22 protein-coding genes and 2 tRNA genes are annotated in these 24,472 nt (G+C 68.1%); 7 read left to right on the forward strand and 17 right to left on the reverse strand.

From position 1 onward, the window contains the following. Positions 1-101: 101 nt before the first annotated feature. Genes E3T25_RS17710 through E3T25_RS12285 form a run of 3 tightly spaced genes read left to right on the forward strand, consistent with a single transcriptional unit; the run spans position 102 to position 1,377 of the window. Positions 102-227, forward strand: a complete 126-nt coding sequence (locus tag E3T25_RS17710; RefSeq protein ID WP_255453035.1) for a hypothetical protein — start codon at positions 102-104, stop codon at positions 225-227. A 9-nt stretch (positions 228-236) separates the two neighbouring features. Further along, positions 237-416, forward strand: coding sequence for a hypothetical protein (locus E3T25_RS16855; RefSeq protein ID WP_166786004.1), 180 nt, complete (start codon positions 237-239; stop codon positions 414-416). Between the two features lie 34 nt (positions 417-450). Then, positions 451-1,377: a Ppx/GppA family phosphatase gene (locus tag E3T25_RS12285; RefSeq protein ID WP_134374526.1), complete on the forward strand. Its 927-nt coding sequence runs from the start codon at positions 451-453 to the stop codon at positions 1,375-1,377. 584 nt (positions 1,378-1,961) lie between these two features. On the opposite strand, the gene E3T25_RS12290 is transcribed toward E3T25_RS12285, so the two are convergent. The 8 genes from E3T25_RS12290 to E3T25_RS12325 all read right to left on the reverse strand — a co-directional run bounded on the left by E3T25_RS12290 (position 1,962) and on the right by E3T25_RS12325 (position 9,817). After that, positions 1,962-2,037 (reverse strand) — tRNA-Leu (locus tag E3T25_RS12290). A 79-nt stretch (positions 2,038-2,116) separates the two neighbouring features. Continuing rightward, positions 2,117-3,649 (reverse strand): NAD(P)/FAD-dependent oxidoreductase, encoded by a 1,533-nt coding sequence (locus E3T25_RS12295; protein WP_104100836.1) that lies wholly within the window; start codon positions 3,647-3,649, stop codon positions 2,117-2,119. A 38-nt stretch (positions 3,650-3,687) separates the two neighbouring features. Continuing rightward, a complete protein-coding gene (locus E3T25_RS12300) occupies positions 3,688-4,968 on the reverse strand; it encodes a S8 family serine peptidase (protein ID WP_198415662.1) in 1,281 nt (426 codons plus the stop codon). Next, positions 4,965-5,486, reverse strand: a complete 522-nt coding sequence (locus tag E3T25_RS12305; protein ID WP_104100835.1) for a DUF501 domain-containing protein — start codon at positions 5,484-5,486, stop codon at positions 4,965-4,967. The genes E3T25_RS12300 and E3T25_RS12305 overlap by 4 nt, the downstream gene beginning before the upstream one ends. After that, a complete protein-coding gene (locus E3T25_RS12310) occupies positions 5,483-5,959 on the reverse strand; it encodes an FtsB family cell division protein (RefSeq protein WP_134374528.1) in 477 nt (158 codons plus the stop codon). The genes E3T25_RS12305 and E3T25_RS12310 overlap by 4 nt, the downstream gene beginning before the upstream one ends. A 124-nt stretch (positions 5,960-6,083) precedes the next feature. Further along, positions 6,084-7,364, reverse strand: a complete 1,281-nt coding sequence (gene eno / locus E3T25_RS12315) for a phosphopyruvate hydratase (RefSeq protein ID WP_104170826.1) — start codon at positions 7,362-7,364, stop codon at positions 6,084-6,086. Between the two features lie 106 nt (positions 7,365-7,470). Next, positions 7,471-8,727: a histidine--tRNA ligase gene (gene hisS / locus E3T25_RS12320; protein WP_134374530.1), complete on the reverse strand. Its 1,257-nt coding sequence runs from the start codon at positions 8,725-8,727 to the stop codon at positions 7,471-7,473. A 358-nt stretch (positions 8,728-9,085) separates the two neighbouring features. Beyond that, positions 9,086-9,817 (reverse strand): nucleoside triphosphate pyrophosphohydrolase, encoded by a 732-nt coding sequence (locus E3T25_RS12325; protein ID WP_134374532.1) that lies wholly within the window; start codon positions 9,815-9,817, stop codon positions 9,086-9,088. Between the two features lie 88 nt (positions 9,818-9,905). Here E3T25_RS12325 and E3T25_RS16860 point away from each other — a divergent pair, with 88 nt between their 5' ends. Further along, a complete protein-coding gene (locus E3T25_RS16860; protein ID WP_158250261.1) occupies positions 9,906-10,076 on the forward strand; it encodes a hypothetical protein in 171 nt (56 codons plus the stop codon). 183 nt (positions 10,077-10,259) lie between these two features. Here the strand turns inward: E3T25_RS16860 and mfd are convergent, their stop codons facing one another. The 3 genes from mfd to E3T25_RS12340 are packed head-to-tail and all read right to left on the reverse strand — an operon-like array spanning position 10,260 to position 15,170. Then, positions 10,260-13,886, reverse strand: a complete 3,627-nt coding sequence (gene mfd, locus E3T25_RS12330) for a transcription-repair coupling factor (RefSeq protein WP_134343485.1) — start codon at positions 13,884-13,886, stop codon at positions 10,260-10,262. A gap of 52 nt (positions 13,887-13,938) precedes the next feature. Further along, positions 13,939-14,520: an aminoacyl-tRNA hydrolase gene (pth, locus tag E3T25_RS12335; protein ID WP_134374534.1), complete on the reverse strand. Its 582-nt coding sequence runs from the start codon at positions 14,518-14,520 to the stop codon at positions 13,939-13,941. 38 nt (positions 14,521-14,558) lie between these two features. Next, positions 14,559-15,170, reverse strand: coding sequence for a 50S ribosomal protein L25/general stress protein Ctc (locus E3T25_RS12340; RefSeq protein WP_134343487.1), 612 nt, complete (start codon positions 15,168-15,170; stop codon positions 14,559-14,561). Between the two features lie 393 nt (positions 15,171-15,563). Here E3T25_RS12340 and gndA point away from each other — a divergent pair, with 393 nt between their 5' ends. After that, positions 15,564-16,967, forward strand: coding sequence for an NADP-dependent phosphogluconate dehydrogenase (gene gndA, locus E3T25_RS12345; RefSeq protein WP_241980854.1), 1,404 nt, complete (start codon positions 15,564-15,566; stop codon positions 16,965-16,967). Positions 16,968-17,089: 122 nt separating this feature from the next. On the opposite strand, the gene E3T25_RS12350 is transcribed toward gndA, so the two are convergent. Beyond that, entirely contained in the window at positions 17,090-18,049 is a 960-nt protein-coding gene (locus tag E3T25_RS12350) for a type IV toxin-antitoxin system AbiEi family antitoxin domain-containing protein (protein WP_134343489.1), read from the reverse strand. Between the two features lie 224 nt (positions 18,050-18,273). Here E3T25_RS12350 and E3T25_RS12355 point away from each other — a divergent pair, with 224 nt between their 5' ends. Then, on the forward strand, positions 18,274-18,642 hold the full coding sequence (locus E3T25_RS12355; RefSeq protein ID WP_104195394.1) for a hypothetical protein: 369 nt from the start codon (positions 18,274-18,276) through the stop codon (positions 18,640-18,642). A gap of 97 nt (positions 18,643-18,739) precedes the next feature. Here the strand turns inward: E3T25_RS12355 and E3T25_RS12360 are convergent, their stop codons facing one another. From E3T25_RS12360 to E3T25_RS12370, 3 genes are all read right to left on the reverse strand, one after another. Next, complete coding sequence (locus E3T25_RS12360; protein WP_104100824.1) at positions 18,740-19,717, reverse strand: ribose-phosphate diphosphokinase; 978 nt, start codon at positions 19,715-19,717, stop codon at positions 18,740-18,742. Further along, positions 19,718-21,142 carry a bifunctional UDP-N-acetylglucosamine diphosphorylase/glucosamine-1-phosphate N-acetyltransferase GlmU gene (glmU, locus tag E3T25_RS12365; protein ID WP_134374538.1) on the reverse strand — a complete coding sequence of 475 codons (1,425 nt, stop codon included), beginning with the start codon at positions 21,140-21,142 and terminating at the stop codon, positions 19,718-19,720. A gap of 62 nt (positions 21,143-21,204) precedes the next feature. Continuing rightward, positions 21,205-21,276: transfer RNA gene (locus tag E3T25_RS12370), tRNA-Gln, on the reverse strand. A 123-nt stretch (positions 21,277-21,399) separates the two neighbouring features. Here E3T25_RS12370 and E3T25_RS12375 point away from each other — a divergent pair. After that, positions 21,400-21,891, forward strand: a complete 492-nt coding sequence (locus E3T25_RS12375; protein ID WP_104100822.1) for a MarR family winged helix-turn-helix transcriptional regulator — start codon at positions 21,400-21,402, stop codon at positions 21,889-21,891. A 1-nt stretch (position 21,892) separates the two neighbouring features. On the opposite strand, the gene E3T25_RS12380 is transcribed toward E3T25_RS12375, so the two are convergent. Next, positions 21,893-23,413 carry a CYTH and CHAD domain-containing protein gene (locus tag E3T25_RS12380; protein WP_134343490.1) on the reverse strand — a complete coding sequence of 507 codons (1,521 nt, stop codon included), beginning with the start codon at positions 23,411-23,413 and terminating at the stop codon, positions 21,893-21,895. An 87-nt stretch (positions 23,414-23,500) separates the two neighbouring features. Beyond that, the gene (locus E3T25_RS12385; RefSeq protein WP_198411547.1) at positions 23,501-24,274 is read right to left on the reverse strand and encodes a phosphate ABC transporter ATP-binding protein; all 774 of its coding nucleotides are present in this window, start codon (positions 24,272-24,274) and stop codon (positions 23,501-23,503) included. Positions 24,275-24,472 lie beyond the last annotated feature (198 nt).

The following is a 24,472-nucleotide window of genomic DNA, read 5'->3' on the forward strand; positions in this document are numbered from 1 at the left end:
CCTGCTGCTCGTGGTGGCGATGCTGTTCGGCATCTCGGCGCTGGTCTTCGGCGCATTCTTCACGGTCTGGAGCATCCAGCGGCACGTTCAGCCTGCTCGCCGTGGCGTCCACCCTGATCACGCCCGACAGCGGGTCCGTGCACATGGGCGAAATCGATGCGACCCTGCTGTCCCTGGCCGAAAAGGCGCAGCTGCGCTGGGATCGGCTCGGCATCGTCTTCCAGTAGTCGAACCTTATGCCGGATGCCGTGGGTCTTCTGGGCCAGGCCGGCAAACGGCCCGCGCGGCTCACCGTCGAGCACGACACCGCCACGGTGCTGGTCACCCACGACCAGCGGCTGCTGCCGCTGATGGACTCCCTGCACACCATGGTCGACGGCACCCGAACGACGAACCGCCACAGCGTCAGCGCGTAACGGCGCGTCCGCGGCGCACGCTATCGTCGAGAGCGTGCGCCTCGGAGTCCTTGATGTCGGTTCGAACACCGTCCACCTGCTGGTTGTCGACGCGCACGCAGGCGCCCAGCCGGTGCCGATGGCCTCCGACAAGGCCGTGCTGCGCCTGATGCGCTACCTCACCACTGAGGGCGCCATCACCGAGGAGGGGTGCACCGCCGTGCTCGAGTCGGTGCGGAACGCGGCCGAGGTGGCCCGCCGCCACCACGTCGACGACCTCCTGCCGTTCGCTACCTCCGCACTCCGTGAGGCCGTGAACGGGCCCGAACTGCTCGCCCGGGTCGAACGGGAAACCGGGGTCGCCCTGCAGGTCCTGTCCGGCGAGGACGAGGCCCGACTGACGTTCCTGGCCGTGCGGCGCTGGTACGGCTGGTCCGCCAGGGACATCCTGCTCTTCGACATCGGGGGCGGCTCCCTGGAGATCGCCGCCGGCGCGAACGAGGTGCCTGCGGTCGCGCTGTCGCTGCCGCTGGGCGCCGGCCGTTCCACCATCGGCTTCCTGCACGACGACCCGCCGCTGCCCGCGCAGGTCTCCGCCCTCCGCGAGCACGCCGCCGCCGTGCTCGCGGAAGCCCTGGTGGCGTTCGAGGGGCTCCCGGCGCCGCACCACGTCGTCGGTTCGTCCAAGACCATCCGCTCCCTGGCCAAACTGGCCGGCTCCACCGCGGAGGGTTTCGGTTCAGGCGAGCGGATGCAGCTGAGCCGCTCGCAGCTGAGCGACTGGGTCCCCCGGCTGGCCCGGATCCCGGCTGAGGCGCGCCCGGCGCTGCCCGGCATCACCGCCGACCGCACCTTCCAGATCGTGGCGGGCGGCATCGTGCTCCACGCGGCGATGGCCGCGTTCGGGGTGACCGAGCTGGAAGTGTCGCCGTGGGCGCTCCGCGAGGGCATCATCCTGAGGTATCTGGACCACCTGGAGTAGCTGCCCCTAACCAATTCGACGGAGATTCTGCCGAGAATGGCGCCAAACAGACGGGAACCGGGCTCTGAGGCCAAAATCTCCGTCGAATTGGTTCCGCCCTCGGCCGTCTGGACTCCAACAGAGTGACGCCGTGAGCGGAAAGCGCGCGGGGCATCGGTGGTGCAAAGCGCCGGTGACGCCGAGGGAGCGGCCGGGTCGGCGCAGCACCTTGGCCGTGAGCGGCGCCCTCGCCGGTCGTGATGGTTCCGCGCCCGGGCAGCACCTTCGCCGTGGTGATCACTTCCAGAAGAAGAACCGGGTGATGTCCCACGTTGTTTGCAGAAAGCCCCTGACACCGTTCCTACATCGGGGAATGGCACGTGGCAGGAGGCATCGACCGTTTCACTCGCGGATCGTAGCGCGACGAAACCGGGCCGGACAGGCTGCCTCACCCGGCACAGACCGGGGGCAGGGATTTACCGCGGCATCCGTTCAGGGTCTGCCGGCAGGTTGAACGACGATGCATGGATGCTGTCGCCCGGGCGGCGGGAGTCGGGGCCGTGACGCGGTGACGCGGTGACGCGATGACGCTGTGACGTACCGTGTGGTGCCCCCGCTGGGGGTCGAACCCAGACTGTGACGATTTTAAGTCGTCTGCCTCTGCCATTGGGCTACGGGGGCACGCCCGGCGAAACCGAACGCCTCAAGCGTAGGGGCTGCGGGCGTCATCGGTTTCTCTCGGTGACGCCCGCAGACGCTGTTACTTGACGGCTGCGGTCGCCGCGGCCTTCTCGGTCGTCCCTGCCGGAGCGACTTCCGCAGCCTTGTCGGCCGCGGTCTTTCGCGGGGCTCGGGGTGCACGCGCCGTTGCCTTGGCGGCGGGACCCGTGCCGGGGCCGGCTACGGTGGCCGCTGCCTTGGCCGATGCGGCGACGGTCACCGGAGCCTTGGCCGGAGCGGCAGAATCCACGACCGGCTTGGGCCGCGAGGCGAACTCCGCGAACGTGGCCCGCGGGTTCTGCACCGCGGCCAACGAGACGATGTCGCGACCGAGGAAGAAGTTGTTCATCCAACCCCAGATGATGCGCAGCTTGCGCTCCCAGCTGGGCATGGCCAAGCCGTGGTAGCCGCGGTGGGCGAACCAGGCCGGCAGACCCGTGATGGCGATCTTGCCGGACTGGAAGACACCGGAACCGATGCCGAGGCCGGCGACGGCACCCAAGTTCTTGTGCAGGTATTCCTCGGGATTCTCGCCGCGCAGCACCGCGACGATGTTCTTCGCGAGGAGCTTGCCCTGGCGAACCGCGTGCTGAGCGTTGGGCACGCAGAAGCCGCCCACTCCCCCGCCACTCAGGTCGGGAACGGCGGTGATGTCGCCGGCGCCCCAGGCGTCCGCGATGATCTCGTCATCGGTTCCGACGCGCAGGTCGGGGCGCACCTGCAGGCGACCACGATCTTCGATCGGCAGGTCGGTGTGGCGCACGATGGCCGGGTTAGCCATGACTCCGGCTGTCCAGACGATCAGATCGGTCTCGAAGCTCTCACCGGTGGACAGTTCGACCTTGCCGTCGACCGAGCTGGTCAGCTGCGTGTTCAGGTGGATTTGCGCGCCGCGTTCGTCGAGGTGCTTGATGACCCAGAGGCTGGTCGGCAGCGAAACTTCGGGCATGATGCGCCCCATCGCCTCGATCAGGTGGAAGTGGGTGTCGTCGAACCCGATCTGCGGGTAGGACTTCAGCAGCGATGACGCGAAGGAACGCAGCTCTGCGAAGACCTCGATGCCGGCGAAGCCCCCGCCGATGACGACGAAGGTGAGCAGGCGGTCGCGCTCGGGGCCGGCCGGAAGTTGGGCAGCCTTGTCGAAGTTGGTGAGCACGCGGTCACGGATGGCGACGGCTTCCTCGATGGTCTTCAGACCGATGGCCTGGTCCGCGACGCCCGGGATCGGGAACGTGCGCGACACGGCGCCGGCCGTCACCGCGACGACGTCATAGACGAATTCGTAGGGCTCGCCAATGGGCGGGGTGATGGTCGCGGTTTTCGTGGCGTGGTCGATGTGGGTGACCTTGGCCGTCACGACGTTGGTCTTCTTGAGGTGACGACGGTGCGCGACTGCGGCGTGGCGACCCTCGATGGAGCCGGCTGCGACCTCCGGCAGGAACGGCTGGTAGGTCATATACGGCAGAGGGTCGACCATGGTGACCTCGGCCTCGCCGGCGCGAAGCCATTTCTCCAGCTTCCACGCGGTGTAGAACCCGGCGTAGCCGCCACCGACAATAAGAATTTTGGGCACTATGAAAGTCCTCCTACATGATTTGGCTGCACGAAAACTTACCGTTTTGACCGGATTCGCTTGATGTGCCGAGTGGCCCCGGTGCCGAGCAGCGTTACCAGAGTACCAAACCCGACCAGGACGAGGAGCGGCACTGTGACATACGTCAGCGTGAGCGGGCTGGGCAACCATGCCGCGACGACGCTGGGGGCAGGCAACGCCGGGTCTTCCTGCGGCGCGACCGGCACCTGCGTGGCGGTCTGCGGCGTGGGCTCGACCTCGGTGTCCGCCCGCCGGTGTACCCGGATCCACTCCTCCAGCAGGGCGGCCGGTTCCGGGCTCGTGGATGCCGGCACGGCCGCAGTGACCGCCGCCGCGGCATCGATCAGACCGTTGCCGTAGATCGGGCTGGGCACGACCCGCCCGTTCGGGTCGGCAGTTTCGATGACCCGGTTCATCACCTCCGCAGCATCGAGGCGGGGATAGGCGGCGCGCACCAGGGCGACCAGGCCCGACACGATGGGCGCGGCCGCGCTGGTGCCGTTCCACTGCACGTAGCCGCCGCCCGGAACGACGCCCACGAGTTGCTCGCTGGGCGCGGCCACCGAGATCGTGATGCCCTGCGAGGACGCGTCGAAGCTGGCGCCCTTGTTGCGGTCGACACCGGCGACCGTGAGCACCCCAGGGATGGTGGCCGGGGCTCCGACCTCGGTGGTGCCGCTGCCTCGGTTCCCGGCGGCGGCGACGACCACGACGTCGTTCTCGAACGCGTAGAGGAAGGCGTCGTCCCAACTCGGCGGCCAGTCCAAGGTGTTGCGGGTGAGGGACATGTTGATGACGTCGGCGCCGTTGTCGACGGCCCAGCGGATGCCCTCGGCGATCTGGTCGTCGTTGCTGAGGGTGGCGTCGCTGGTGCCGAAGGCCACCGAGACGGCCAGGAGCGACGCCTCGGGAGCCACTCCCAGCACGCCGGACCCCTCACCCGTGCCGCGTCCGGCCAGCAGGGATGCCACCAGAGTCCCGTGCTCGCTGCCTTCTCCGACGGGCGTCTGCCCATTGGTGGAGCCGAGCCCGGAGACATCCGTTCCGCCGACGACCGCACCGGCGAGGTCGGCGACGTCGGCGACACCCGTATCGATGACGGCCACCGTCACGCCCGCGCCACGGGTCGTATTCCAGGCCTGGGTGAATCCGTAGTCATTGAGCCAGTACTCAAGGTCACGCACCTGCGTGTTCTCCGCGAAGGCCGGCGCGGTCGGTGCAACGAAAGCCCCGCCCAGCGCCACGGTCAGGCCCAGGGCGACGCCCGCGCCGATCCGACGCCAGGCGGAGCGGGTCACTCGTCGGCCGTGGTGTAGTCGAGGCACTCGCAGACGGCGGGCGTCCAGGCCGCCCGGCCGAGGGCCAGATCTCCGATCGGGTTCACTCCGGGGCCTGCGGCCAGAGAGTGGGCGGCCAGCGCGTGCAGGCATTTCACGCGTTCGGGCATACCACCGGAGGAGATGCCGACGATTTCCGGAACCGTGCCCAGGATCTCGCGGTCGGCAAGGAAGCCCTCATGCGCACGCCGGTAGCGGGCACGCACCTGCTCGTCATCGGCCAGCAACTGGTTGTACTCGTTCATCACCTGGGTGGCCTCGAGGAACGACAGCGCGGCGGTCGCCGCGGGGTGCGTCAGGTAGTACAGCGTGGGGAAGGGGGTGCCGTCGGCAAGGCGCGGCGCCGTCGCCACCACGGTCGGGGCGCCGCAAACGCAGCGCGCGGCGATGCCCACGACGTTGCGGGCCGGGCGTCCCAGCTGAGCCGAGACGATGGTGATGTCGTCCTCGGTGACCGAATCGAAGGGAGGCCTGGTCATTTCGCGGCCTCGGGAGCCAGACCGGCCGTCATTACGGAGGCGAACATGGAGGAGAGCCAATCGACGTTGGTGGTTTGGATGGTGGGGGTGGCGACCGGTGCGGCCGTGTCGCCCGCGACGGGCAGGGCCAGATCGTTGATCACGAGGAAGCTCACGTCGCCGGGAAGCACATAGGACAGTCGGTCCCTGGCCTGCGTGGTGACGTAGGTGCGGTCGTTCCAGCGTTCCCGCTCACTCTTCAACTCTTCCACGGCGCCCTGCTGGGCCTCGACCGCCGCCGTGAGCGATTCGATCTGCTGGCGCTGGTCGGCGTAGGTGCGGATGCCGGGCGCCAGGACGATCACGGCCATGATCAGGAGGCCCATCATCACCAGCGAAAACCCGGACAGGCGCAGGCCGCGCAGCCAGCGAGCGGCCGCGGTCTCGGTCGGGGGCAGCGCGACGGGCTGTTCTTCGGCGCGTTTCCTGGCCACGGCAACTCCCTTCGTGAATCGCTGGTCGCGGTTGTCCCGCACTGGAACCCTAACCGCAATCAGACAAAAAAATGGAGCTCCCGAAGCCGCTGGGTGAACCCGCGCTCCGAGAGCTCCAGTCGAACTACGCCTTGAAGCGCGGGAAGGCAGAGCGGCCCGCGTACACGGCGGCCTCGCCCAGCTCTTCCTCGATGCGGAGCAGCTGGTTGTACTTCGCGACGCGCTCGCTGCGGGCGGGTGCTCCGGTCTTGATCTGGCCGGCATCCGTCGCAACCGCGAGGTCGGCGATGAAGGTGTCCTCGGTCTCACCGGAGCGGTGCGAGATGACGGCGGTGTAACCGGCGCGCTGCGCGAGGGACACCGCGTCAAGCGTCTCGGTCAGGGTGCCGATCTGGTTGACCTTGACCAGGATGGAGTTCGCGGTGCCGAGGGCCAGGCCCTTGGCAAGGCGCACCGGGTTGGTCACGAAGAGGTCGTCGCCGACGATCTGGACCTTGTCTCCGAGCTCGGCGGTGAGGTGAACGTAGCCGTCCCAGTCGTCTTCCTCGAGCGGGTCTTCGATCGAGACGAGCGGGTAGGCCGCAACGAGCTCGACGTAGTACGCGGACAGCTCCAGGGCGGTGAGTTCCTTGCCCTCGAAGTGGTAGACGCCGTCCTTGTAGAACTCGGAGGCGGCGCAGTCGAGCGCCAGACCGATGTCCTTGCCGGGCGTGTAGCCGGCGTTCTGGATGGCTTCGACGATGAGGTCGAGAGCGGCACGGTTGCTCGGCAGGTTGGGGGCGAAGCCACCCTCGTCGCCGAGGCCGGTAGAGAGGCCCTTGGACTTGAGCAGCGCCTTGAGGGCGTGGTAGGTCTCGGTGCCCCAGCGGAGGCCCTCGGCGAAGGACTCGGCTCCGAGTGGGACGACCATGAATTCCTGAATGTCCACGTCGTTGTCGGCGTGGGAGCCTCCGTTGATGATGTTCATCATCGGGACCGGAAGGGTGTGTGCGTTCGGGCCACCGAGGTAGCGGAACAGCGGCAGGCCGGCCGAGGTCGCGGCGGCCTTGGCGACGGCCAGGCTGACGCCGAGGATAGCGTTGGCGCCGACGCGGTGCTTGTTGTCGGTTCCGTCGGTCTCGTTCAGGACGGCGTCGATGATGCGCTGGTCAGCGGCGTCGAGGTCCTCGACTGCCGGGCCGAGCTCGTCGATGACAGCGTCAACGGCCTTGCGGACGCCCTTGCCCAGATAACGTGACTTGTCGCCGTCGTGCAGCTCGTAAGCCTCGAACGCACCGGTGGATGCGCCGGACGGAACGGCGGCACGGCTGACCGAACCGTCATCAAGCAATACCTCGACCTCAACGGTCGGGTTGCCTCTGGAGTCAAGAATCTCGCGCGCTACTACTGCCTCAATGAGAGCCACAGCTATCTCCTGTTTCCTATATTTTTTTAATTGTTGGGGTGTTGGTCTGAAGGAATCGAGGAAGACAGCGCCGTGTTCCAATCCCATAACAGTCTAGCGACTGGCCTCAGCCGCCGAGGGGACGGAAATCGAGTTCGCCCGCGCCGGAGGCATCCGCCCCGACGAACGCGTAGCGCCCGTAACCGGCTCCGGCCGCGCGTTCAAGCAGCGCCTTGACGTTCTTGGTGCGCTGTTCGAGCCGCACCCGGAGGCCCTGTTCGACCAGTGTTCGCTTGAGCGCCACGAGCCGGGCCGGGTCTGTTCCCTTGTCGTACACCAGTACAACGGCGTTCTCAGCGGATGCCGCATCCACGCCCAACAGGTCGACGATGCGCTCGAACCCGATCGAGAACCCGCAGGCCGGCACCTCGGTGCCGAGGAAGCGGCCGATCATGCCGTCGTACCGGCCGCCGCCGCCGAGGGAGTAGCCGAGATCGGGGTGTGAGATCTCGAAGATGGTGCCGGTGTAGTAGCCCATCCCGCGCACGAGGGTCGGGTCGAACACGAGCCGAACCTCGGGCATCGCGGCGCGCAGCGCGAGCAGGTCGGCGAAGGCGTCCGTGTTGAGCCAGGCCGGCGGCGTCGGCTCGGCGGCCGTCCAGCCGGCATCGGCGATCTGGGTCAGGGTATCGGCCACGCCGTCGGTGGCGATGCCCAGGCCGGCGAGCTCCGTGACAACCCCGTCGACGCCGATCTTGTCGAGTTTGTCGATCACGATCAGCGCGCGTTCGTTCAGCTCGGGAGCCACGCTCCAATGGGCGAGCAGGGCGGTCAGGATGCGGCGGTCGTTGACGCGGATAGAGCACCCGGTCAGGCCGAGGGCGTCGAGCGCGGCGGCGGTCGCGGTGATCAGCTCAATCTCGGCAAGCAGGCCGGACTCGCCGATGATGTCGATGTCGCACTGCACGAACTGCCGGTAGCGGCCCTTCTGCGGACGCTCCGCCCGCCAGACCGGCGCGATCTGGATGGACCGGAACACCGTCGGAAGTTCCGCCCGGTGAGTCGCGTAGAACCGGGCGAGCGGAACGGTGAGGTCGAACCGCAGGCCCAGGTCGGCCAGCCCGAGCAGGTCGCCGGATGCGGCGGCGGCCGCGGCATCCGTCGGCTTCAACCCACGCTTCAGCACGGCGAAGGCGAGTTTCTCGTTGTCGCCGCCGAGCCCGGAGTGCAGCCGGGCCGCGTCTTCCATCACCGGGGTCTCGATCTCGTCGAAGCCGTGCGCCGCGAAGCTTCGCCGGATCACGGCCAGTGCGTGTTCCCGGGACGCCTTGTCGGCGGGGAGGAAGTCGCGCATGCCGCGGGGAGGGGTCACTGGTGTTGCCATAGCCCCAATTGTGTCAGTTCGGGTCGGCCCGTCGATTTCCGCCGGGACGCCCGACACGGTCTCTCATGCGATGTAGTGCAAGATGTCGAAGTGGTTGTCACCGGCGCCCTGGCGATGGTCAGGAGGGTGGACATCCAGGCCACTTCCTCGGCCTGCGCTGTGACCTGCTTCTCCTGGGCCAGCGCCAGGGCGATGCGAAGCAGACGGCGATGGCGCTGAACTGCTGCGAGGCATCGAATTCGTCACCGATCTGAGCGGACAGAAGACCATTGACGGATGTCTGGCTCATGGTTGGACTGTTCCGCCACCGCCCTGTCGGCACCGCCGCGTGGCCTCAGCGCAGGCCTTCGCGCAAGCCTCAGCCGGGCAGGCCGATGATGCCGGCGTCGGAAACGTCGCCGGCATCCGTCGTCTCGGCCTCGCGGATCTCTTCCTGCAGACCGCGGAGGGCCGTGCGCAGGGCACGTTCGGAGTCGAGCCCCTGACTCTTGGCCGCAGACACGATGGCCAGCAGCAGCGGGCCGAGCTGGCCCTCGGTCTCGATCGGAAGCGGGAACGCGGCCTCGGTGCCGAGCAGCCCGATCTTCCGGGCTCGGCCGAGCACCTTGTCGGCGAGCGCGAGGGCCGGCATGCCCTGCGGGATCCCGTCGAGCACGCTCGTGCGGGAGGGCTTCTCCGCAGCCTTGAAGTCGTCCCAAGCGAGGGCCACGTCGTCGGCCGTTTCCAGGTTCAGGTCGCCAAAGACATGCGGATGCCGCCCCACCATTTTCGCGGTCATATGCGCGGCGACATCGTGGATGTCGAAGTCTTCGCCCGCGGTGTGCGCCGCGAGGTCGGCGTGGAAGACCACCTGGTAGAGCACGTCGCCGAGCTCCTCGAGCATCTCGTCGCGGCTGCCCGACTCGATCGCCTCGATCAGCTCGTGCGTCTCTTCGGTCAGGTACTGCACCAGAGACTCGTGGGTCTGTTCTGCGTCCCACGGGCATCCGCCCGGTGCACGCAGGAGAGCCACCACGCGCACGAGTTCGTCGAGATTGGAGGCGGATGCCGAGGCGGATGCCGGGGCGGTGGGATTCTCTGTAGGGGACACGTGACAACACTAATCGCCCGGAATTGACGGAGTCTGCGGGGCCTGATCCGTCCCGTGAGGAGCCCCAGTCCCGGTCTATGCCGGCGCCATGATTTTCACGGAGGTGCCGCTGCCAGGCATCGGGATGCGGCGGGAGCTCACGGTGGCCGGCGAGCGCCGGGTAGGCGACCCAGTGTTCATCGTGGGTACCCGGAGCCGTTTGCGGGCCGCCGCCGCGATCCTGCGCCCGATGCCTGGCAGCGGCGCACCGGAGACCTGAGTGGAGTATCCGGCGTCGTACCAATTCGACGGAGATTTTCTCGAAAGAGCGCACTCTAGGTGTGTTTACGTCCGATTTGGACAGAATCTCCGTCGAATTCGTTCGGGACGGAACCGCTGAAAGACGGGTCGGACCCACGGCCACTCGTCAAGCGATCGCGACGGGCCACCCGGCCGCGGCGGGCTACGCGACCGCGACGACGGGACGCGGGAAGAGAGCGTCGAGTAGGTTGCCGGCCCAGGCGATCAGCGCCGCATCCCCAAGCGGTTCCCCGTTGATGCGCGGCATGGGCACGGTCAGCGCACCGTTCTGGGTGAAGTAGCGCGACCCGGGGTACATGCGCTGCAGGCGCACCTGCATCGAGTCGGCGAGGTTCGCCGGCGACACGCGCAGGTTCGAACCCATCGCGACGACCTCGCCGAGACTGGCCTGCTGGGCCAGCCACCGCAGCCGGGAGACCAGGATGAGGTTCTGCACCGGCTGGGGCGGCTCGCCGTAGCGATCGGTGAGTTCGTCGAGGACCAGGTCGATCTGGTCCTTCGCGGCCGTCGGCGAGCTTGCGGCGGACAGCTTCTGGTAGGCCTCGAGGCGCAACCGCTCGCTGTCGACGTAGTCTTCGGGGATGTGGGCGTCGACGGGCAGTTCGAGCCGCAGCTCCGTCTGGCCCTCCGCGACGTCGCCGCGGAAGGCGCTCACGGCCTCGCCGATCATTCGCAGGTAAAGGTCGAAGCCGACCCCGGCGATGTGCCCGGCCTGCTCGCCGCCGAGCAGGTTGCCCGCGCCGCGGATTTCGAGGTCCTTCAACGCCACCTGCATGCCGGCGCCCAGTTCGTTGTTCGCGGCGATGGTCGACAGCCGGTCGTGGGCGATCTCAGTCAACGGTTTGTTCTCGTCGTAGAGGAAATAGGCGTAGGCGCGCTCCCGGCCGCGGCCGACCCTCCCCCGCAGCTGATGCAACTGGCTGAGCCCGAACTTGTCGGCGCGGTCGATAATGATCGTGTTCGCGTTGGCGATGTCCAGGCCGGTTTCGATGATCGTCGTCGAGACCAGCACATCGAATTTGCGCTCCCAGAAGTCCACGACGACCTGTTCCAGCTGTGCCTCCGGCAACTGGCCGTGCGCCACGGCGATCCGTGCCTCCGGCACGAGCTCGGCCAGCTTCGCGGCCACCCGGTTGATGCTGGACACCCGGTTGTGCACGACGAAGATCTGGCCCTCCCGCAGCAGCTCCCGCCGGATGGCCGCGGCCACCTGACGGTCGGAGTACGGTCCGACGAAGGTGAGGATCGGGTGCCGGTCCTCCGGCGGGGTGGCCAGGGTGGACATCTCCCGGATGCCGGTGACCGCCATCTCCAGCGTGCGCGGGATGGGCGTGGCGCTCATCGCGAGGATATCCACGTTGGTCTTGAGCTTCTTCAGCGCATCCTTGTGCTCCACGCCGAAGCGCTGCTCTTCGTCGATGATCACGAGGCCCAGGTCCTTGAACACGATGGAGTCCGACAGCAGCCGGTGGGTGCCGATCACGAGGTCGACGGTGCCGTCGAGCATGCCCGCCATGGTTTCGCGGGATTCCTTCTCGGTCTGGAATCGACTGAGCGCGCGCAGGTGCACCGGGAATCCGGCGAAGCGCTCCTGGAACGTCTCCATGTGCTGGCGCACGAGCAGGGTCGTCGGCACCAGCATGACGACCTGCTTGCCGTCCTGGATCGCCTTGAAGGCGGCGCGCACGGCCACCTCGGTCTTGCCGAACCCGACGTCGCCGGAGAGCAGCCGGTCCATCGGGATGGGCCGTTCCATGTCGGCCTTGACCTCGTCGATGGTGGTGAGCTGGTCGGGCGTCTCGGCGAACGGGAACGCCTCCTCCAACTCGCGCTGCCAGGGGGTGTCCGGCCCGAACGCGTGGCCCTTGCTGGCCATCCGTGCGGAGTAGAGCTTGACGAGTTCGACGGCGATGTCCCGCACGGCACGACGCGCCTTGGTCTTCGCGGCCGACCAGTCGCTGCCGCCCATTTTGCTGAGCGTCGGCGCCTCCCCGCCGACGTAGCGGCTGACCAGGTCGAGCTGGTCGGTGGGCACGTAGAGCTTGTCACCCGGGTGCCCGCGCTTCGACGGCGCGTATTCGAGCACGAGGTATTCACGCTTGGTCTTGACCGGGTTGCGCCCGCCACTGGAGACCTCACGCTGGGTGAGCTCGATGAACCGGCCGATGCCGTGGGTCTGGTGCACGACGTGGTCGCCGGCCTTCAGCTGCAGCGGGTCGACGACGTTCTTGCGCCGGCTGGCCAGCTTCTTCACCTGGCGCGCGTCGTAGCCCACGGTGCGGCCGTAGAATTCGGACTCGCTGACCAGGGAGAATTTCGTCTCCGGCAGTTCGAAACCGTGGTCGACGGATGCTTTCAGCAGGTAGGCGATACCGGCCTCGGGTCGGCTCGGCCATTCCGTGACGATCCGGGCGGGCAGCTCCCGCTCGGCCAGAACGTCGGCGGCGCGTTCGACCAGCCCGGCACCCTGGGCGACGATGCCGACGGTCCAGCCGGCCTTCAGCCGCTCGGCCAGGTGACCGACGGCGCCCTCGACGCTGCCCTGGAAGCTCGGCACGGCGTCGCCCTCGACCCGCACCGTGAGCAGGTCGTCGAGTTCCCGGTGCTCGGGCAGCACCGGGGCATCCGTCGGCGCCGCCTGGAAGGAGCTCAGGGTCCACCACACGTGCGCGGACGCCGGGGCGCCGGGTGCACTGAACTGCACGGCCTCCCGCAGCCGCCCGAGGGTGAGGAAGTCGCCCGACTCCAGGTCGATCGGCGCCTCGGCGCCCGCGGTCGCGGCGCTCCACGCCGCGCCCAAGAACTCCCGGTTGGTCTCGGCCAGGCTGATCGCCCGGGATGCGACGCGCTCGGGCGAGATGACGGCGACGGCCGCCTCCGCGGGCAGATAGTGGGTGATCGGCACGAGCCGGTCGACGAGAGCAGGTGCGAGGCTCTCCATGCCCTCGACCGGGATGCCCTCGGCGATCTTCGCGAGCAGGCCGGACAGGCTCGGGAACTCGTGCTGCATCTCACGGGCCCGCTGCCGAACGGCGGGACTGAGCAGCAGCTCGCGGCTCGGCGGCAGGCTCACCGAGTCGACCGGGGCAGGAAAGGAGCGCTGGTCCGCGACCGAGAACGCGCGGATCTGCTCGACCTCGTCCCCGAAGAACTCCACCCGGAAAGGGTGCGGGGCGATCGACGGGAAGACGTCGAGGATGCCGCCGCGCACCGCGAACTCACCGCGCCGCGTGACCATGTCCACCCGGGCATAGGCAACGTTGACGAGCTCACGTGCGATGGCGGAGAGGTCGTGACCACGTTGGCCGGCGACCAGGTCGATCGGCTCGTAGTCGGTGAGGTTGTCGGCCACAGGCTGCAGCGCGGCGCGCACGGAGGCGATGACGATCAGGGGGCGTCGGGCGGCCGGGGCGCTCTCCTCCCACTCGCGCATCCGTCGCAGGGCGAAGAGGCGCTTGCCGACGATTTCGGCGCTGGGGCTGAGCCGCTCATGCGGCAGCGTCTCCCAGGCCGGGAAGTCGATGATCTCGGCGTCGGCGGCGAAGCAGGCAAGGTTCTCGTGCAGCGATTCCGACTCCCGCCCGGTGGCGGTGATCAGCAGCAGGGCCGGGGCCTTGCCCAGCCGGGTGCGCTGCTCGAGCAGGGCGGCGAGCAGCGGGGCGCGAAGCCCCTCGGTGAGAGAGAAATCGACGTTCCGGTTCGCGAAGGCGAGGGCATTGTCGAATGTGGAGGCGCGCGAAAGTGTGGCAATTAAGCCCTGGAGAGTCACCGGAGCATTCTACGCAACCCAGCTGACAGCCAACCCGGGCGATCAAGGGGAATCAGGGGGCGTGGAACTTCTGCTGCGCGGCAGTGACGCCCTCGGCTGCGATGAGTTCGATCGCGTCGGCGGCATCCGTCAACAGGTTGGGCAGAGCCGAACGTTCCGGGGACGTGAAGTCGTGCAGCACGAAGTCCGCGGCCGGCTGCCGGCCAGGCGGGCGCCCGATGCCGACGCGGATGCGGATGAACTCGTTCGTACCCGCTGCGGCGATGATGTCGCGCAGGCCGTTGTGGCCGCCGTGGCCGCCGCCGACCTTGATCTTCATCGTGTCGAACGGGAGGTCAAGGTCGTCGTGGATGACGATCAGGTGCGCGGGCTCCAGCGAGTAGAAGCGAAGCAGCGCGGCCACCGGCCCGCCGGACACGTTCATGAACGTGTTCGGCTTGGCCAGCACCAGTTTCGGCCCCCCGGGGAAACTGCGCCCCTCGGCGACCGACGAATTCGTTTTGTGGTTCCTGAAAGCCGCCGACAGGCGGTCGGCGAGCACGGCAGCCACCATGTGGCCGACATTGTGTCGGTGACCGGCGTAGTCGGGCCCGGGGTTGCCGAGCCCGACTACGAGCCAAAGATTGTCGTCCAGGGGAATCCTCCGCTTACGACGAAACCAGAAGGGGATGACTACTCGGCGGGAGCGGCCTCGGCGTCGCCCTCGGCGGCCTCGGCCTCTTCTTCCTCTTCCTCTTCTTCCTCGGCCGGCAGGTGCACGAACGCGACGACGGCGTCTTCGTCGGAGATGAGCGTGGCGCCCGTGGGGAGCACGACGTCCTTCGCGCGGATCTGGTCGCCGTCTTCGAGGCCCTCGATGGAGACCGGAAGGTTCTGCGGGATGCTGGTGGCCTCGACCTCGAGCAGGAGGGTCTTGGTGTCCAGGTCGGCGATGGTGCCGGGGGCCGACTCGCCGTTCAGGTGCACGGAAACCTCGACCTGAACCTTCTCACCCTTTCGGATGACGATCAGGTCGAGGTGCTCGATGATCTGGAGGAACGGGTCCTTCTGGACGTCCTTGACCAGGGTCAGGTGGCTCTTGCCGTCGATGTCCAGCTCGAGGACTGCGTTCGCGCGGCGCAGCAGCAGGCCGATCTGGTGCGCGGGGAGCGCGACGTGAACCGGGGTGGTGCCGTGGCCGTACATGACGGCGGGGATCTTGCCCAGCACGCGCAGCTTGCGGGCAGCACCCTTGCCGAACTTCACGCGCAGGTCGGCGACAATCTTGTTGGTGGCGTCAGCCATGGTGTTTCTCCTTGCGGACCGCTACGGCCCAGATCTGGTTTGCGGACGATGCCCGCAAAGGTGGGTACTGGTTCATTTTTCAACTCGAACGCGTGTCAGCGTGAGGAAAGGCCGTGAAGCATTCCGCCGCGTCGATAACGGATGCCGCACCCTCGGTTTCCCGGCGGGCGGCAGCCCTCGCCGAAGTTCAACTCGTAAGTCTAGCGGAGGCGACGGCGCGCGGCGAACGCGCGCAGCGGCATCCGTCACCGGCGCCGCCCGCGTCACTCCACGTCACGGCCATGGGCCGAGCGACTAGCCTTGAAGGAGTTCTGAGAACAGATAGCTGAAGGAGCAAACGTGGCCGAAACCGGCGCAGCACAGGCAAACATTGGCGTAGTGGGACTGGCGGTGATGGGCTCGAACCTCGCCCGCAACCTGGCCAGCCGTGCGGGCAACACCGTGGCGGTGTTCAACCGCTCCCCCGAGCGCACCCGCCTGCTCACGACCGAGCACCCCGAGGCCGGCTTCGTCGCCTCAGAGACCATCGAGGAGTTCGTGGCGTCGCTGCAGAAGCCGCGTACCGCGATCATCATGGTGCAGGCCGGTGCGGGCACGGATGCCGTGATCAGCCGACTGACCACCCTGTTCGAGCCCGGCGACATCATCGTGGACGGTGGCAACGCCGACTTCCAGGACACCATCCGCCGCGAGAAAGAGGTGCGCGCCACGGGCGTGAACTTCGTCGGGGCCGGCATCTCCGGCGGCGAAGAGGGTGCCCTCAAGGGCCCCAGCATTATGCCCGGCGGCTCGGTGGAGGCCTACAAGACCCTCGGCCCGATCCTCGAATCGATCGCAGCCGTCGTCGACGGCGTCCCCTGCGTCACTCACATCGGCACGGATGGCGCCGGTCACTTCGTCAAGATGATCCACAACGGCATCGAATACGCCGACATGCAGCTCATCGCGGAGGCCTACGACCTGCTCCGCAAGGTGACCGGGCACTCCCCCGCCGCCATCGCCGATGTGTTCACCGAGTGGAACGAGGGTGACCTCGAGAGCTACCTGATCGAGATCACCGCCGAGGTGCTGCGCCAGGACGACGCCAAGACCGGCCTGCCATTCATCGATGTCGTGCTCGACGAGGCCGGCTCGAAGGGCACCGGCGTGTGGACCGTGCAGAACGCGCTCGACCTGGGCGTGCCCGTCGGCGGCATCGCCGAGGCCGTCTTCGCCCGCGCCGTGTCCAGCCATCCGGAGCAGCGCGTCCCCGTGCGCGCCGCCATCACCGCGCGCCCGGAAATCGCCGTCGTCGGCCACACCTTCCAAGACGACGTGCGCCAGGCGCTCTACGCGTCGAAAGTCGTTGCCTATGCCCAGGGCTTTGACGCGATCATCGCCGGTGCGAAGAAGTACGGCTGGACCGTGGACAAGGGCGCCATCGCCACGATCTGGCGCGGCGGCTGCATCATCCGGGCCCAGTTCCTGAACCGCATCGTCGACGCCTACGCCAACGACCCGTCGATCGCCTCCCTGCTCGCCGACCCGTACTTCGCCCAGGCCGTCGCCGACGGCGAGTCGGCGTGGCGCCGCGTGGTCTCGACGGCGGCACTGTCGGGCATCCCGGTTCCCGGCTTCGCGTCGGCGCTCAGCTACTTCGACTCGCTCGCGAGTGAACGGCTCCCCGCCGCACTCGTGCAGGGCCAGCGCGACTTCTTCGGCGCGCACACCTATAAGCGCGTCGACATGCCCGGAACCTTCCATACCCTGTGGTCGGGGGACCGCAGCGAGATCAAGACCGAGGGCTCCTCGCACTAGAGCCGCTCCTACGGTGGCGCAACTGTTGCCGGATCGGACGAGTGTTGCCCGCACACCGGCAACAGTTGTCCGCTCCGGCAACAGTTTTATGCGCTGGCAACACCTGTGTGTCAGCCGGCAGATTATCGGAGGACCGGGAGGCCTGCGGTTGTGAGGATGCGCAAGAGCGACCCGCGCTGGCGCACATCGGAGGGACCCCAGCGGGCCATGCGATTGCCTTCCGAGCGGAGGTCATCCTCGCGCACCTTCTCCCGGGTGACCGCCTCCCCGGGCGTGAGTCCCCGGAGATACTCCGCCTTCAGGTATTTGCCCTGCCCGTCGAACTCCCCGATCAGACGATAGGCCGGCCACTCGAAGTCGGTGAAATAGAAGCCGCCGCGAGGGTTGCGATGGCACGTCTGCAGCAGGGGATCGGGGAAGCCCAGCTCGAAGATCGCCACGCGACTGAGCGATTCACCCGGGTTGTCCGCATTGGGCCGTCCGAAGCGGATGGCCCGTTCCGCCTTCACCCACCCCCGGGGCGACACCGACTCCTGGAGTTTCTCGCGCAGCACCTCGTCCGTCAGGAAGACCTCCGGGGATGCACTTCGCGGATTGAGGGCATGATCGATCGCGACGACGGCTGTGGCGAAACTCCTGGTGCGCGCCAGGTCGAGCAGGGTGCGCGCGGGACTGGTCACGAGCATCCCGTCGATGTCGACGATGTCACCGTCGGGAACGTCGATGCGGTGGACCGTCACGCCATTCTTGCTCCGCGCCCGGGACTGCGGTGGTGCGAGCACGTGCACCGTGCTCGGCCAGGCCTCGGCCAGGGGAATCCCCCACACGGCCGCCGCCGATTGATGGCTGATCAGAGGGTCGCGCATTCGCGTGGCGACGACCGCGCGGATCTCGGCGAGGTGCCTCTGTCGCGGTGGGAGCGGCCCCCAGTGTTCCGTCGTGGTGAAGACACCGCGGCGTAGCCGTAGTGCACTCCTCCCGAACTGCGCCTCGCGCCGAAAGTGCCGGTCGTCTGACTCTGTGGCGGCGGCCCCGCCCGAGAGGTACAGTCCGGTGTGCTCGTCGATTCGCGCGTCAGCCATCTGCCGAGGTTCGCGGTGTGAAGCGGGTACGGTGCCGCTCCCCCGTGTTCCGTGGGGCCCGCGCGGCCCGGGGAGCCTGGGGAGGGGTGGCCGCGTCGCTCCCGGCGGAACAAACGTTGCCGCAGCGGACGACTGTTGCCCGCACACCGGCAACAGTCGTCCGCTGGGGCAACTGTTGGGGAGGTTCAGCACGAAGCAGCCTTGTTTGCGATACTGGGAGCCTGATGACGAGCGACGACCACCCCGAACTCTCCGGTTACGAGCCGCTGGATGCCGGCCGGCCCCTGCGCAGTCCGCGCACCCTCCTGATCATGCGCATCGTCGTCGTGCTCGGGCTCGTGGCGCTGATCGTGCCCGGCATCCTGACGAGCGTGCAGGTGGCAACGACCACGGCCGCCAATGCGTGCAGCGTGGCCACGGCTCGGTACTATCCGGGCGCCGTCGACTTCGACGCCCGCTTCGAGCTGAACGGTCCGGGCGGCTTCGGCTGGCAGTGCTACGCGATCGATCTGAACGAGCGCGAGACGTATGTCGTGCCGCTCGGCATCATTCCCTCGGCGCCCCGGGCGCCCAGCACCGAGATGCCGGTGTAGACCCGGTCCCGATCAGGACTGAGCCCCGACAGACTGATGGCCGGTCACCGACATCCGTCGACGACCGGCCGGGGTTCGCTGTGCGAAGGGCCCGCGGCTATGCGGCGCCCTCGAACATCGAGGTGACGGAACCCTCGTCGAAGACCTCGTGGATGGCCCGTGCCAGAAGCGGCGCGATCGGCAGTACGGTGAGCGTGGGGAAGCGCTTCTCCTCGGGGATCGGCAGGGTGTCGGTGACGACGACCTCGGAGATCGCGGGATTCTGCAGCAGCTCCAGCGCCGGGTGGCTGAACACGGCGTGGGTGGCGGCGACGACGACGCCGATCGCGCCGGCGGCGCGCAGGGCCTCGGCGGCGAGAACGATTGTGCGGCCGGTGTCGATCATGTCGTCGACGATCAGGCAGACGCGACCCTCGACCTGGCCGACGATCTCGTGCACGGAGACCCGGTTGGCGACCTTCGGGTCGCGACGCTTATGGATGATGGCCAGCGGGGCGCCGAGCTTGTCGCTCCAGATGTCGGCGACGCGCACGCGGCCCATGTCGGGCGAGACGACAGTCAGGGTGGCCGGGTCGAGCTTCTCCTTGAAGTGCTCGAGCAGCACGGGCATGGCGAAGAGGTGGTCGACGGGGCCGTCGAAGAAGCCCTGAATCTGGGCGGCGTGCAGGTCGACGGCCATGATCCGGTCGGCTCCGGCGACCTTGAACAGGTCGGCGATCAGCCGGGCCGAGATCGGCTCGCGGCCGCGGCCCTTCTTGTCCTGGCGGGCGTAAGGGTAGAACGGCGCCACGACCGTGATGCGCTTGGCGGAGGCCCGCTTGAGCGCGTCGACCATGATCAGCTGTTCCATCAGCCACTCGTTGATCGGGTCGGTGTGCGACTGGATCACGAAGGTGTCCGAGCCGCGCACGCTCTCATCGAATCGCGCGTAGATCTCGCCGTTCGCGAAGGTGCGTGCGTCGGTGTGAACGAGTTCGGTACCAAGTTCCGTGGCGATGTCCAGTGCCAGTTGCGGGTGTGCTCGCCCCGAAACCAATACAAGTCGCTTTTCGCCGCTGGTCTTGATTCCAGACACCTAGTCTCCACTCTTTGCCGCAGCCGCCGCCGCATCGGTTCCTGGGCGGTTGGTCTGTACCCAGCCGTCCATATTGCGTTGTGGGGCCACGGTGAGGCCCAAGGCCCCGGCCGGCACGTCCTTACGGACGATTGTTCCGGCACCCGTGTACGCCCCGTCCCCAATCCTAATCGGCGCGACGAACACGTTGTGCGACCCGGTGCGCACGTGGGACCCGATCTCACTGTGGTTCTTGGTCACACCGTCGTAGTTAGCGAAGATCGTGCCGGCCCCGATGTTCGATCCCACTCCCACGGTCGCGTCGCCGACGTAGCTGAGGTGCGGCACTTTGCTACCCACGCCGATGGTCGCGTTCTTGGTCTCGACAAAGGTACCGATCTTGCCGTCAGCGCCCAGATTCGTGCCCGGGCGCAGATAGGCGAACGGACCGACGGATGCGCCGGCGCCGATGACCGCGAGCGTCGCATCCGTGCGCTTCACCACCGCGTTCTCGCCGATTTCACAATCGAGGAGGGTGGTGTCCGGGCCGATCACGGCACCGGTCTCGATCACGGTCGAACCGAGGATCTGCGTGCCCGGCCGGATGATGACATCCGGAGCCAGCTTCGCCTTGAGGTCGATCCAGGTGGTGGCAGGATCCTGCACGGTCACGCCGGCCAGCTGCCAGCCGTAGACGATGAGGCCGTTCAGCTGGCGCGCGGTCTCGCTGAGCTGGGACCGGTCGTTGATGCCGGCCACCAGCCAGGCGTCGGCGACCGGCACGGCCCGCACTTCGGCCCCGGCCTGGCGCAGCAGCCCGACCACGTCGGTGAGGTACTTCTCTCCCTGCGCGTTCTCGGTGGTGACGTTGGCCAGCTGCTCGCGCAACTCGGCTACGCGGAAGACGTAGACCCCGGCGTTCGTCTCGGAGATGGCACGTTCCTCGGCCGTCGCATCCTTCTGCTCGACAATGCGGTCGAAGGCGCCCTCTTCGGAGCGCACGATGCGGCCATAGCCGGTGGCATCTTCCGGAAAGGAAGAGAGCACGGTGGCCGAGACGTCCCGGTCGCGGTGCGCGGCGACGAAACTGGCCAGCGTGGCCGCGTTGAGCAGCGGCACGTCGCCGCTGACCACGAGCACGTCGCCCTCGAAGTCATCGGGGAAAGCGGTGATGGCCTGCTCCACGGCCCGTCCGGTGCCGGGCAGCTCGTCCTGGTCGACGATCAGGCTCTCGGGCAGGTCCTTGCCGACGAGGGCGGCCAGCTGGTCGCGCTCGTGGCGCACCACGGTGACGACATGTGCCGCTTCGAGGGCGCGGGAGGTCGCCAGCACATGGCTGAGAATGGGCAGACCGGCCAACTCGTGCAGCAGTTTCGGAGTGCTTGATTTCATGCGGGTGCCCTGGCCGGCGGCCAGCACGACGATTGCGAGTCGGGAATCAGTCACGGGGTTTCCTCTAGCTTCGGTGGAGCCGCCCGGGGAAGACCGGATGGTGACGCCATGCAGTGCTCCGCCGCCAGGACTCGAACCTAGACCTAACAGCTCCAAAGGCTGTCGTGCTGCCATTACACCACGGCGGAATTCGTCGACCGCGGGCCGACCAACGGTGACAAGTCTGCCAGATATCGCGCCGATAGCGCGCCCCGGCGCTCCTGGGACGCGCTCCTGCGCCGGTTGGCGTGCCCGAGCGGGATAATAGACGGATGCCCGCACATGACGAAGTCGACCGGATCGTTGACGCCTGGCTGCGCGAACGGCCCGACCTTGACTTCGCACCGCTTCAGGTGCTGTCGCGCGTGGCCCGTCTGTCCAAGCACCTGGACCGCGCCCGCCGCACCGCGTTCTCCCGCTCAGAGTTGGACTCCTGGGAGTTCGACGTGCTCTCGGCGCTGCGCCGCGCGGGGGCACCCTACGAGCTGAGCCCGAAGGCCCTGCTGCAGCAGACGCTGGTCTCCAGCGGCACGATGACCAACCGGATCGACCGGCTCGTCGAGCGCGGGCTGGTCACCCGGCGCACGGACCCCAATGACGGACGCGGCATTTTCGTGGGGATGAACCCGGCCGGGCTCACCCGGGTGGATGCCGCCATCACCCGGCTGGTCGACGCCGAGGCCGAATTGCTCGCCATGCTGTCGCCGAGCGAGCAGGCCGGTCTCGCGACCCTGCTGCGCAAGCTCAGCCTCGGCTTCGACTAAGTTATTTCGCGATCGAGGCCTTGGGAAAGTCCCGCCAGGTGCGGAAGAAACGCGCCTCCACGGCGGCGGCCCCGTTCTGTTCCACTGCGTGCAGCCGACCGTAGCTGAAGGCGTTCTCACCCTGCAGGTACGCGGCCATGCCGAGCCGGAGCAGCTTCTCCCGGGCGACGACGCTGTCCTGATGGTCGCCGAGGGTGTCCTGCACCTGCCGGGCCGCGGCTACGAGCCGCACCGCTCGGCTGCGCCGCAGCGGCGTGGCCGTCTCGGCCGCATAGCGCAGCTGCTTGGCCCGTTTGCGCGCCTCGTGCAGCGCCTCGTCGCGCACAGCGCCCGACGGGGTGCCTTGCGCCAGGAAAACGGATGCGCGCAGCCGCTTCCAGTCCGCGCGGATCAGTTCGGGGATGACGATGCTCGCGGGCTTGTCCGCCGGAGGGAGCAGCGGCGGGGCGGCCAGCACGGCGTCGAGTGTGTCGAGCAGCCGGAAGTACCGCTCGGAGTCGAGGGCGGCGAGGGTCTGGCTGCAGGCACCCCGGATGACCGCCGCGAAATGTTCGTCGATGCGCTCCGTCAGCGGACCCACGACGAGTTCGGCCGGTTCCTGCCCGAGCCGGTGGGCGAGGCGCTGCCGGATCACCTCCGCGTCCCGGGCGGCGCCGAGCGAGCCGGCCAGCCAGCGCAGCTCGTTGCGGAGAGGCCCGGTGACCGCGGTGTCCAGACAGTCCCGGTAAGTGGACAGGACCGAGCGCAGGCGGCGGGTGGCCACGCGCATCCGGTGCACGCCGTCCACGTCGTTCTCTCGGACCCGGGCATCCTGAGTGCCGATCGCCCGCACCTGTTCGTGCACGTACTTCAGCAGCACGGCACCGGCGGAGCTCTTGCGGGTCGGCCGAGGTACTGGGACCGTGACGAAGGGCGGCAGAGCGTCGCCGAGGGCGCGGGCAAGTTTGGACGGGGTTCCGGATGGCTCCACGCCGACCGACGCGAGCCGCACCTGGGCGGCGTCGAGCAGGTCGCGGGAGCCGTGCACGAGCTCGACCTCCCATTCCCGCCAGGTCTGGCTGAGCGGCTCCGGCGCGAGCCGGTCGGCCTGCACCTCGTCGTCGCACACCTCGGCGAGCACCTGGTCGTCCTCGCCGACGAGTTCGTGCACCGTGCGTCGGGTGCGCAGCCGCACCACGGGCACCAGTGTGCGGCCGCGGAGCACCGCGCGCACGAGGTTGAGGATGGCCTCCGGGATGTGCTCCGGGTGCTCGCCCAGCGGCTCCCGAATCTCGCGACGCTCGTCAACGGCGACCGGGAGCTTGAGGTGCCAGCCGGCGTCGACTCCCCCGGTGCGGCGGCGCAGGGTCAGCCGCCGGCTGGCGAGGACCAAGTCGATGCTGTCGTAGTAGAGGGCATCGAGGTGGTGCTCGACGGGCGGCTCCACGTGGGTGACGCCCGGCAGGTCGTGCAGGGGCGGCAGCGTCGTCGCCGGGTTGACGTCGAAAGTGCGTTCGATCTCGGCATAGCCAGCGGAAGTCATGCTTCAGTGTAATTCGGCCAGGCGACCCGGAGGGGAAAAGCTGACCCCCAGTTTCCGGCCGGTTCTCAGATCCCAGGCCGCCGATCGTTACCCGAACCGGCCGTTGACGTAGTCCGCGGTGCGCGGGTCGATCGGGTTGCCGAACATGGCGTCGGTGGGTCCGTGTTCCACGATCCCGCCGGGCGTGCCCTGAGCGGCGAGGAAGAAGGCGCAGTTCTGCGAGACGCGCTGCGCCTGCTGCATGTTGTGGGTCACGATCACGATGGTCACCTCCCGGGCGAGTTCGAGCATGGTCTCCTCGATCACCCGCGTCGACGTGGGGTCGAGGGCCGAGCACGGTTCGTCCATGAGCAGGATGCGCGGAGTCACCGCCAGGGATCGGGCGATGCACAGGCGTTGCTGCTGGCCGCCGGACAGCCCGCCGCCCGGCTCCCGAAGACGGTCCCGCACTTCCTTCCACAGGCCGGCCTTGGTCAGGCAGCTCTCCACGAGGTAGTCCTTCTCGTCGTTCGAGGCACGCTGGCCGGTGAGGGTGAGGCCTGCGATGACGTTGTCGTAGATCGACATCGCCGGGAAGGGGTTGGGCTTCTGGAAGACCATCCCGATGTGTTTGCGGGCGTCGACGAGCTTGCGTTCCGGGTCATAGATGTCTACGCCGTCGAGGAGCACCTCTCCGGCCAGGCTTGCGGAGGGAACGAGCTCATGCATCCGGTTCAGGATGCGCAGGAACGTCGACTTGCCGCAGCCCGACGGCCCGATCAGCGAGGTGATGACGCCCGCGGGCATCACGAGGTTGACCCGGTCGAGAACCTGACGCTCGCCGAACCAGGCGGAAACGTTGCGGCCTTCGAGGGTGGCCAGTGGGGCGAGGTCCCCCACAGCCGCGTGGCCCGGGGCTTCCGGGGACAGGTCCTGGCCGGCCGGGCGTTTGCGCCACGGCACGGACAGGCGACTCGTCAGGGTCGGCACGGCGGATCGAGCCGGCGGGCGCAGCCTGCTCTCTCGCTGCCGTGGCGCCTTCTGTAGCGGCAGCACCTGCGTCGCGTCAGCGTTGATCAT

The sequence above is a fragment of the Cryobacterium sandaracinum genome (assembly GCF_004403415.1).
Taxonomy (GTDB): Bacteria; Actinomycetota; Actinomycetes; order Actinomycetales; family Microbacteriaceae; genus Cryobacterium; species Cryobacterium sandaracinum.